This window comes from Clostridium sp. MCC328, assembly GCF_018785465.1.
Lineage (GTDB): Bacteria > Bacillota > Clostridia > Lachnospirales > Lachnospiraceae > Pilosibacter > Pilosibacter fragilis.
The window spans coordinates 17,409-28,336 of record NZ_WQPW01000070.1; the positions used below are offsets into that span (position 1 = coordinate 17,409).

General features: G+C 46.5%; 7 protein-coding genes and 1 rRNA gene. All 8 read left to right on the forward strand.

The features are described from left to right. Positions 1 to 62: 62 nt before the first annotated feature. A complete protein-coding gene (locus tag GPK83_RS11475) occupies positions 63 to 1,238 on the forward strand; it encodes a M20 family metallopeptidase (protein ID WP_215704822.1) in 1,176 nt (391 codons plus the stop codon). A gap of 132 nt (positions 1,239 to 1,370) precedes the next feature. Next, positions 1,371 to 2,663, forward strand: coding sequence for a YfcC family protein (locus GPK83_RS11480; RefSeq protein ID WP_345941805.1), 1,293 nt, complete (start codon positions 1,371 to 1,373; stop codon positions 2,661 to 2,663). 395 nt (positions 2,664 to 3,058) lie between these two features. Beyond that, entirely contained in the window at positions 3,059 to 4,324 is a 1,266-nt protein-coding gene (hisS, locus tag GPK83_RS11485; RefSeq protein ID WP_215704823.1) for a histidine--tRNA ligase, read from the forward strand. Between the two features lie 146 nt (positions 4,325 to 4,470). Beyond that, positions 4,471 to 6,267 carry an aspartate--tRNA ligase gene (gene aspS, locus GPK83_RS11490; protein WP_118599915.1) on the forward strand — a complete coding sequence of 599 codons (1,797 nt, stop codon included), beginning with the start codon at positions 4,471 to 4,473 and terminating at the stop codon, positions 6,265 to 6,267. A 93-nt stretch (positions 6,268 to 6,360) separates the two neighbouring features. Beyond that, positions 6,361 to 7,776, forward strand: a complete 1,416-nt coding sequence (locus GPK83_RS11495; protein ID WP_215704824.1) for a transglutaminase domain-containing protein — start codon at positions 6,361 to 6,363, stop codon at positions 7,774 to 7,776. A 223-nt stretch (positions 7,777 to 7,999) separates the two neighbouring features. Beyond that, the gene (locus GPK83_RS11500; RefSeq protein ID WP_117485725.1) at positions 8,000 to 8,680 is read left to right on the forward strand and encodes a response regulator transcription factor; all 681 of its coding nucleotides are present in this window, start codon (positions 8,000 to 8,002) and stop codon (positions 8,678 to 8,680) included. Continuing rightward, a complete protein-coding gene (locus tag GPK83_RS11505) occupies positions 8,680 to 10,221 on the forward strand; it encodes a HAMP domain-containing sensor histidine kinase (protein ID WP_345941806.1) in 1,542 nt (513 codons plus the stop codon). The genes GPK83_RS11500 and GPK83_RS11505 overlap by 1 nt, the downstream gene beginning before the upstream one ends. A gap of 547 nt (positions 10,222 to 10,768) precedes the next feature. Beyond that, a 16S ribosomal RNA gene (locus GPK83_RS11510) occupies positions 10,769 to 10,928 on the forward strand; the annotation flags it as partial.

Here is a 10,928-nt window from a genome sequence, read left to right on the forward strand (position 1 = left end):
AGGAATATATTATAATGAAAATATTAAAATTTTATAAACAAATTGGAAAGGGGTACTTCAATATGGATACAATGAGTCTCACAGCAAAGTATGAAGATGAAATGATTGCCATTCGCAGGCATATTCATAGACATCCGGAACTCAGCAACAAGGAATATAAGACAACGGAGTTCATCCGCGAAAAACTGACGGAATACGGTGTGGAGATCGCTGAGATCGGGATGAAGACCGGCGTTGTTGCCGTTATCCGCGGCGGAAAACCGGGAAAAACCGTTGCGATCCGCGAGGATATCGACGCACTTCCGATGAAGGAACTCACAGGACTTCCGTTCGCCTCCGAGAATGATGGTGCCTGCCATTCCTGCGGACATGATATCCACACAACCGTGCTTCTCTACTGCGCGAAGGTATTATCAGAGATCCGTGAGGAGCTTGCCGGAACGGTCATGCTGATCTTCCAGCCGGCAGAAGAGCATATGGGAGCCGGAGAGCTTGTCGACTGCAATTTCACGCAGGTTGCGAAACCGGACGCATTTATCGGTCTCCACGTATCGCCGGAGATCGATGCCGGAAGCATCGGATTAAAGAAGGGGCCGGCAAACGCGTCCAACGATTTCTTTAATATCAGGATCAAAGGAAAGGGCGGACATGGCGCTCATCCGGAAAACTGCATCGATCCGGTCGTAATCTCCGGTTATGTGATCACACAGCTTCAGACCGTGATCTCCCGTGAAAACTATCCGGTATATCCGGGCGTTCTTACCATCGGCAGCATCCACGGCGGAACCGTAAACAATATCATCCCGGATTATGTGGAGATGCATGGAACACTGAGAAGCCTTGATCCGGACTGCCGCAAAAAAATGATGGCTGCCATCGACCGCGTCGTAAAAGGCTGCGCCAAGTCCATGAGAGGAACTGCGGAGATTGAATGGGAAATCGGAGTTCCGCCGCTCGTAAATGACGATTCCATCATCGAGGCAGTTGCTGAGGCCGCTGCAAAGACCATTGGTGCTGACCATGTTTCCTACGTGAAGAATCCGTCAATGGGTTCCGAGGACTTTTCTGTTCTCTTCCCGAAGTTCGGACCGGGCGCACAGTTCCGCTTAGGATCCGGAAATAACGAGGATCCGAATTCCAGACACGGTCTTCATAACTCTAAAAACGTATTTGATGAGAAGTGCATCCGCACAGGCGCATCCGTCATCATCCAGTATGCGAGAGATTTCTTAAGATAAAGGAGAATACTTATGGAAAACAACAAGAAAAAGCTGCAGATTCCAAGTACATGTGCACTGTTATTCATGCTCATGATCGTCTGCGCCATCCTGACCTAGATCGTTCCGGCAGGTGAATTCGATACAGAGAAAGTGGGCAACTTAAACAAGGTTATCGCAGGTACCTATCACACCGTAGAAGCTTCCCCGGTCGGTCCGTGGGCAACCATCATGGCAGTCGTACAGGGATTCTACAAAGCCGCAAAGTTAATGGTCATGGTCATGTTTGTCGGCGGTGCCGTTGAGATCCTTGAAAAGACAGGAGCGATCCACGCTGCGTTCGGAAAACTTGCTTCCAAGCAGAACTTAAATGTAAACGTACTTGTATTCTTAGTAATGGCATTTATGTCCATCGGCGGCGCAGCAGGCGTTTTCGCAAACCCGGTCGTTGCCCTGATCCCGATCGGAATCATCCTTGCAACAAACTTAGGATATGATTCCTTCACAGGCTTCCTGCTTGTATACATGGGCGCTTACTCCGGATTTAACGTAGGCTGGGCGAACGCCTCCAGTATCGGTATTGCACAGCCGATCGCGGAGCTCCCGATCTTCTCCGGTTTCGGTGTCCGCGTCGTATTAAACATCATCAACTTCGCGCTCTGCTATTTCTTTACGATCCGTTACATGAAAACCATCAAGGCGGATCCGAAGAAGAGCTTAAACTATGAAGCTGGCATGAGTGCATCTGACAGCATGGGCGCAGGAAAAGATGGAGCGAAGGCGATCGAAGCACATTTAACAACGAAGCACCTGATCAGCCTGATCGGTCTTGTCGTAGCGGTTGCGGCAATCCTGGTTGGCTCTGTAAAATATAAATGGAGCTATGATCAGATCGCAGCTACATTCTTTACACTTGCGGTTGTTGTTGGCCTTCTCAATGGTATGGGTATCAACGGAACAACGAAGGTATTTATCGGTGGCTGTTCCAAGATGGTAAACGCCGCGTTCATTGTCGGCTTCGCAAATGGTATTTCTGTGATCCTTGCAAGCGGAAACATCTTAAATACGATCGTTTACTGGCTGTCCATCCCGATGTCCGGAATGGGTTCCATCCTCGGAGCGAACTTCATGTTCGTCGCAAACCTGATTATCAACCTTTTCATTCCGTCCGGTTCCGGACAGGCTGTAGCAGTTATGCCGCTTATGGTTCCGGTTGCTGATCTTGCAGGCATCACAAGACAGGTTGCTGTACAGGCATTCCAGTTCGGTGACGGCTTCTCCAACTGCCTCTTCCCGACAGCAGGTACTCTGATGGGTTCCCTCGCGATCGCAAAGACAGACTGGACAAAATACGCAAAGTGGCTCATGCCGCTCCTCGGATGTCAGGTGATCCTCTCATTCGTATCCTTAACGGTCTTACAGAGCATCGGCTGGACCGGACTGTAGGAAAACGTATAATATAAGGAAAAAGGACTTCCGTTCCCTGGCGGAGGTCCTTTTTCTATGCAGGTGGCTGATCCCGCCGCTCTTTTGTTACTGTTCACGCCTTGCGCAAACAGTAACTGATTTTGCCGATGCTTCGCATTCCAAATCGGCAAAATCCACTACCACCACTGTACTGTACGGAATTTTCAGTTCAGAAAATTCCTACCCGTGTACAGTAACGATCTTTTCGCTGAGGGATGGGAAAGACTCACAAAATAAGTTGACTTATCCATGTCCGAAAAATATAATACTTTTATTAAGGAAAGAAAAAACCCTTGAAAACCTAAGGCAATCAGCGTATTATGGTGAACGTAGGCGTGAAATTGCGCGATAAAGAGAGAAACAGAGGTAGCTTTATGGCATTAAAGAAAAAGCCGGTCACCGGCATGAAAGATATTCTCCCGGCAGAGATGCAGATCCGGGATTATGTGCTGAACCAGATCAAAGAGACTTACCGCGGCTTCGGATTTTCCGCGATCGAGACTCCGTGCGTGGAGCACATTGAGAACCTCCTTAGCAAACAGGGCGGCGACAATGAGAAGCTGATCTTCAAGATCTTAAAGCGCGGTGAGAAATTAAATATCGAGGCAGCAGAGACGGAGAACGATCTGGCAGACGGCGGACTCCGCTATGATCTGACACTTCCGTTATCCAGATATTACTCCAACAACTCCGCAAACCTTCCGTCTCCGTTTAAGGCACTTCAGGTAGGCAGCGTATGGCGCGCGGACCGTCCGCAGAAGGGACGTTTCAGACAGTTCGTCCAGTGTGATATCGATATTCTCGGTGACGCAACGAATCAGGCCGAGATCGAGCTGATCCTCGCGACAACGACCGCGTTAAAGAAGATCTGCCCGGACAACAGCTTCGAGGTACGCGTCAACGACAGAAAGCTTCTCCGTGCGATGGCCGTATACAGCGGATTCCCGGAGGAAGATATCGATAAGGTATTCATCACCGTCGATAAAATGGACAAGATCGGTACGGATGGCGTAAAGGCGGAGCTCATGGAAAACGGCTACTCCGAGGAGACGGCCGATAAATACTTAGAGCTTATGGGGCAGGCAACAAACGATGCCGCAGGTGTCCGCCGTATGGGAGAGATCCTTGCGGGTGTATTGGAGGACGGCGCCGCTGAAAATCTTGCGCAGATCATGGAGACAGTCGGCGATGTTTCTGACGGAAGCTTCAAACTTGCGTTCGACCCGACCTTAGTCCGTGGAATGGGATACTACACCGGAACCATCTTTGAAGTATCAATGGAAGGCTTCGGCGGCTCCGTAGCGGGCGGCGGAAGATATGACAAGATGATCGGAAAGTTCACAGGAATGGATACACCGGCCTGTGGTTTCTCCATCGGCTTTGAGAGAATCGTTACGATCCTTTTAGACAACGGATTTACAGTTCCGGGCGGAAATGAGAAGGAAGCGTGGCTCTTCGAAAAGGGAATGAGCTCTGAGAAGCTTGCTTCCATTATGAAAGAGGCGATGACTGCCCGCAAGGAGGGAAAGATCGTCCTTGTAGCCCAGATGAACAAAAATAAGAAGTTCCAGAAGGAACAGCTCGGAAAAGAAGGCTACAGTGAGTTTAAGGAATTCTATAAAGAGGACTTAAAGCACTAAGACCGGGAAAAGGACAGCTTTATCTCAGTCGAGAAGACTCCCACCTCTTTTAAGTGGTGAGTAATCTCACGGATGTTCGACTTGAAATTACAATAACATTCAGCGGGTATGTTTTTAAATATTCCAGCTGTATCAGGAGGAAAATCATGGCAGAATCAATGGCAGGCTTAAAGCGTTCCTGCCGCTGTGCTGAAGTCACAGAGGCAAACGTAGGCCAGGAAATGACACTTATGGGATGGGTCCAGAAGAGCAGAAACAAAGGCGGTATTATCTTCACCGACCTTCGTGACCGTTCCGGAATCATCCAGATCATCTTTGAGGAGAGCGACTGCGGCGCTGAGAGCTTCGCAAAAGCTGAAAAATTAAGAAGTGAGTTTACAGTAGCGGTTGTCGGAACCATCGAAAAACGTTCCGGCGCGGCAAACCCGAATTTAAAGACAGGTACTATCGAGATGAGAGCGAAGTCCTTAAGAATTCTCTCCGAGTCCGAGGTACCGCCGTTCCCGATCGAGGAGAACAGCAAGACGAAGGAAGACCTTCGATTAAAATACCGTTATCTTGACCTCCGTCGTCCGGATCTCCAGAGAAACATCATGATAAGAAGCCGTGTGGCTACGATGGTCCGCCAGTTCTTAGCGGACGAAGGTTTCCTCGAGATCGAGACCCCGACTCTGATCAAGAGTACACCGGAAGGCGCAAGAGACTACCTTGTACCGAGCCGTGTGCATCCGGGCGAGTTCTATGCTCTTCCGCAGTCTCCGCAGTTATTAAAACAGCTGCTGATGTGTTCCGGTATGGACCGTTACTTCCAGCTCGCAAGATGCTACCGTGACGAGGACCTCCGTGCGGACCGTCAGCCGGAGTTCACACAGATCGATATGGAGTTATCCTTCGTGGATGTTGAGGATGTTCTCGAGGTCAACGAGAGACTCTTAAAGAAACTTTTCAAGGAGATCTGCAATTTTGACGTTCAGACTCCGATCCTCCGTATGACATGGCGCGAGGCTATGGACCGTTTCGGTTCCGATAAGCCGGATATGCGTTTTGGCATGGAATTAAAGAACGTATCTGATGTTGTAAAAGACTGCGAGTTCGTTGTATTCAAGAGCGCTCTTGAGAACGGCGGATCTGTCCGTGGTATCAACGCAGACGGACAGGCCGGTATGCCGAGAAAGAAGATCGACGCTCTCGTTGAGTACGCAAAGGGATTCGGTGCAAAGGGGCTTGCATACCTTGCAATCCATGAGGACGGTTCCTATAAGTGCTCCTTCGGAAAGTTCATGAAGCAGGAAGAACTGGATGCTCTTGTAAAAGCGATGGACGGTAAGCCGGGCGACCTTCTGTTCTTCGCGGCAGACAAAGATAAAGTCGTATTCGATGTATTAGGAAATCTCCGTCTTGAGATCGCAAGACAGTTAGACCTCTTAAAGAAAGACGATTTCAAGTTCCTCTGGGTAACAGAGTTCCCGCTCTTAGAGTACTCCGAGGAGGAGGGACGTTACGTCGCTATGCATCACCCATTCACAATGCCGATGGAGGAAGATCTCCCACTTATCGACACTGATCCGGGCGCAGTCCGCGCGAAAGCCTACGATATCGTATTAAACGGTACGGAGCTCGGCGGCGGATCCGTCCGTATCCATCAGGATGATATCCAGGAGAAGATGTTCGAAGTTCTTGGCTTCACAAAAGAGAGAGCAAGAGAGCAGTTCGGCTTCCTGCTTGACGCATTCAAGTACGGAGTACCGCCGCACGCTGGTCTCGCATACGGCCTCGACCGTGTCGTTATGCTTATGGTAGGTGCAGACAGCATCCGTGACGTAATTGCCTTCCCGAAGGTAAAAGACGCGTCCTGTCTTATGATGGAAGCTCCGGCACCGGTAGATCCGAAGCAGCTTGAGGATCTCGATATCGCGATCGTTGAGAAGAGGGACGAAGAATAAAGATAATAAAGAGACGCTGAATAATGGAAGCGCTGTGCAGAAAAACTGCGCGGACGCTTCCATTTGCTATATTGGAAACAAAGGGAGAGAAATATGAAAAAGGTATTGAAAATAACAGCAGTGACCACACTGCTGAGCCTGGGACTGGCATTTTCCTCATATGCCGGACAGTGGAAACAGGGAACTGGAGCAAATGCCGGTAAATGGTGGTATGACGAGGACAATGGCACCTACACAACAAATGGATGGCGCTGGATCGATGGAGACGGGGATGGAATTGCGGAGAATTACTGCTTTGACCAGAGTGGCTGGCTGTATGTGTCTACGGAGACACCAGATAAGAAGACGGTGGATGCCAATGGTGCACGAACACAGGATGGAAAAGTTGTTACGATGAATGTAAATTCCGGGGATACGACTTATACTGTGGATGGGACAGGGACACTGGAACCTAAAACATATAACGGAATAGAATTTAGTCTGGATAATTTAGGTTATAGTAACATGGCGATTGGAAGTATTATGTATCCGAAAGCGAACTCTGTTACAGCTGAACATATTTTGGAATACAAAAGATATTATGAAACCGGAACTGACAATTATTGGTTGGGAGCTAAGCAAAAGGAGCGCGTAAATGCTTTTATTTCAGAATGGAAAAGTAAAAATATTAATAATTCAATGACGGAGGATCAAAAGGCACGAAAGATTTACGATTGGCTTGTTGACAATGTGATATATGATGCGCAAGAACCGTATAATCAGTCATCTTATGGTGCGTTTATAGATAGACGATGTGTCTGTGGAGGTTTCGCAAATGCGTTTATGTCATTAGGAAAAGCTTGTGGACTTGATGTAAAATATGTATTTGAAATTGAGCATGCATTCAATATTGTTAAATTAGATGGGAAATGGTATGCAGTGGATGCAACAAAAAAATATTATAAAAATAAGGATACGTCGTCAGCTTACTATTATAAAGATATACCAGAAGGTGATAGATCTATAGAGGAAAAGGTGCAGAAAAGGGAAAATAAGGAATCTAAACGAATAGAAGAAATAAAAACGAGTAATGAAAAAAATATGGAGAGAGCTAAGAAAAACTTTGAAAGCGGAGCGGTATTCCAAGCAGATGATGAAAAGCTGATTCCATCGCTGTTACAATACATCAATGAACAGGTGAATACAAATGTAAAATCGAGTCAGCCTATTACTGCTGTTATATATACAGGGGGAAGAAATTTTCAGGAATTCAATAAACAGAGATTTTCGTATAATGGTTTTACAGGAAAACTTGATGAAGTTATAGAACATGAAATAATCGGTAAAACGATTAATGGCTATTACATAGGAAATTATTCCAATTGTGTAATTGATTATCAGAAAAATAAGGGAACAGATGGAACATCTATATTTGTGACAACATGGAAAGACAAAGACGGAAAAGATTATATAATCTTCAGAGTAGCACTCAATCCTAGAGACAGAGTGACGGCTTCAAAAGGAGAATAATACAGTTCTCCCGCCTTCATGAAACTGCCTTTGTGAAATGTTCGTGAACTTATAGAAATCCCACTTATTATCTGCTAAAATATAGCTGATGATAAGTGGGATTTTTATGCACACATGTATGATGCCGGTAGCACCGAATCGACTGGTTAATATCTCAAGTGTGTTGGAATACGCTTCTGTTCTTATCGGAGTGCATCAGGTAAAATATATGGAGGTACAGACAATGGATGCAGTAAAGATACTTATGGTTGACGACGAGGAGAGAATGAGAAAGCTCGTCAAAGACTTTTTAACCATCAAAGGATACCGTGTTCTAGAGGCGGGAGACGGCGAGCAGGCTATTGATATCTTCTTTAAGGAAAAGGATATCAGTCTCGTGATTCTGGATGTCATGATGCCGAAGATGGACGGTTGGGAGACATGCAAGACGATCCGACGCTACTCTCAGGTTCCGATCATCATGCTGACGGCGAGAAGCGAGGAGCGGGATGAGCTTCTTGGATTCGAACTCGGCGTTGACGAGTATATCACAAAACCGTTCAGTCCGAAGATCCTTGTGGCGAGAATTGAGGCGATCCTGCGTCGTGGCAGCAGTACATCAACGGGTGAGATTCTGGAGGCAGATGGAATCCGCGTGGATAAGGATGCCCACGAGGTGACTGTGGATGGAAAGCCGGTGGATCTCAGCAACAAGGAATTTGAACTCCTTACCTATTTTATGGAAAATAAAGGAATCGCCCTCTCAAGAGAAAAGATTCTGAATAATGTCTGGAATTACGACTATTTCGGAGATGCGAGAACCATCGACACCCACGTAAAGAAGCTGAGAAGTAAACTTGGTCCGAAAGGCGATAATATCAAGACTATTTGGGGCATGGGATATAAACTCGAGGTGGATGGATGATGAAATCGATACGATCCAGACTGACGGTCACGTTTATTGGTCTGATCGCTGTGATCCTGGCAGTGATCTGGGGCGTCAATAAGTGGTATCTGGAAGATTTCTATGTAACAAAGAAGGTACAGGCGTTAAATGGTGCCTACGAGGCCATCGACTCCCGGATCGAGGAGAACAAGGAAAACGGGATTTCCATCGAAGACGCCATGAGAAGAGAAAAGGATGCTGACGGAAATATCACGGAAGGAAATTTGCAGCGCCTGATCCGGAATTTCAGCGACAGCGCCAATGTTTCTGTCCTGATCATTGACAACAGCACGGAGGATGCGACGGTCTATTCAACATCCCGTGATACGAAGTTTTTAAAGGACCGCATTGACCGTTATATTTTCGGCTGGGCAAAGGCCAAGTACACGATTCTGGAGGAAAACGACCAGTATAAGATCCAGAAGACATACGATCCCCAGCGGGAGAGCATGTACTTGGAGAGCTGGGGATTCTTCTCCGATAATAGCACTGCCTTTATCATGAGCGCACCACTGTCAAGTATTGGCGAGAGTGTTCGTCTTGCGAATCAGTTTCTACTCTATGTGGGAATGATCGCCGTATTGATCGGTGCTCTGGTCGTATATCTGGTGGCAAAACAGATCACGATGCCGATCTATAAGTTGTCGAATCTCTCGGAGCGTATGTCAGATCTCGATTTTAATGCGAAGTATGAGTCTGGAAAACATGATATGGAAGAGATTCAGGTTCTTGGAAATAGTATGAACACATTGTCGGAGCGTCTGGAGGAAACGATCTCGGCGCTTAAGTCGGCAAATAACCAGCTCACGAAGGACATCGAAGAGAAGACAAAGATCGATGAGATGCGTAAAGACTTTATCGCAAATGTCTCCCACGAGTTAAAGACACCGATTGCCCTGATCCAGGGATACGCGGAAGGTCTTCAGGAAGGAATGGGCGAGGAGAAGGAAAGCCGCGACTATTATTGTGATGTTATTGTTGATGAGGCCAACAAGATGAACAAGATGGTTAAGCAGCTTCTGACATTGTCTTCTCTGGAGAGCGGAAACGATAAGCCGGTGATGGACCGTTTCAATTTGACGGAACTGGTTCGCGGCGTTGTGAATGCGTCGAAGATCCTGATCGATCAGAACGGAATCCAGGTGGAGTTTGACGATCAGACACCGGTCTATGTATGGGCCGATGAGTTTAAAATCGAGCAGGTAGTCACAAACTACCTGAGCAATGCAATCCATCATATCGATGGAGAGAAAAAGATCATTATCAAAATGCTTCCGGAAAACAACATCGTCCGTGTATCTGTCTTTAATACAGGAACCCCGATCCCTGAGGATGCGATCCCGAATCTCTGGACGAAGTTCTATAAGGTAGATAAGGCGAGAACCCGTGCCTACGGCGGAACCGGAATTGGTCTTTCTATTGTAAAAGCGATCATGGATGCCCACAACCAGCAGTATGGCGTGAAGAACTGGGAGAATGGTGTAGAGTTCTGGTTTACGCTTGACGGAAGTAATTCATAATATTATAGTAGAAATCCATATGGAATCTGGCAGGAGCAGCTTTTGGCTGCTCCTGCTTTTTTCTCTTGCGGGACATGATGAAACATCATATTGCATTAATTGAATATACAATATACAATATACAATATATAGCGTTTTAGAACTGAACTTGTAATGATATCGCAAAACATGTAAAAAGAAATGAAAAAATATGTAAAAAACAGTTGACTTTTGTCCGGGGATTTGATATTATAATATTCGCCTTGAGCAACAGGGCAAAACTTATTAAGAGTCATTAAGAAAACTTCTTAATCTCTCAAAAAAAGTTTTAAAAAGTTCTTGACAAACCGAAAACGGTATGATAGAATAAACGAGTTGCCGCTGAGAGCAAGAAACGGCAACGAAACAGTTCCTTGAAAACTGAACAGTATGTAAAACCCTGAAAATTCTTATAAAAATGGTCTTTGGTTTAGACCATGAATGAGAACATTCAGAACAAAACCTAACAAAACAGTAGAACGGTTTAAAAATTAGCCAAGCTAAATTTTGAACTCGGATGCAAACACTTTAACATGAGAGTTTGATCCTGGCTCAGGATGAACGCTGGCGGCGTGCCTAACACATGCAAGTCGAACGAGGCAAATGAGATGAAGTTTTCGGATGGATTCTTATTTACCGAGTGGCGGACGGGTGAGTAACGCGTGGGTAACCTGCCTCATACAGGGGGA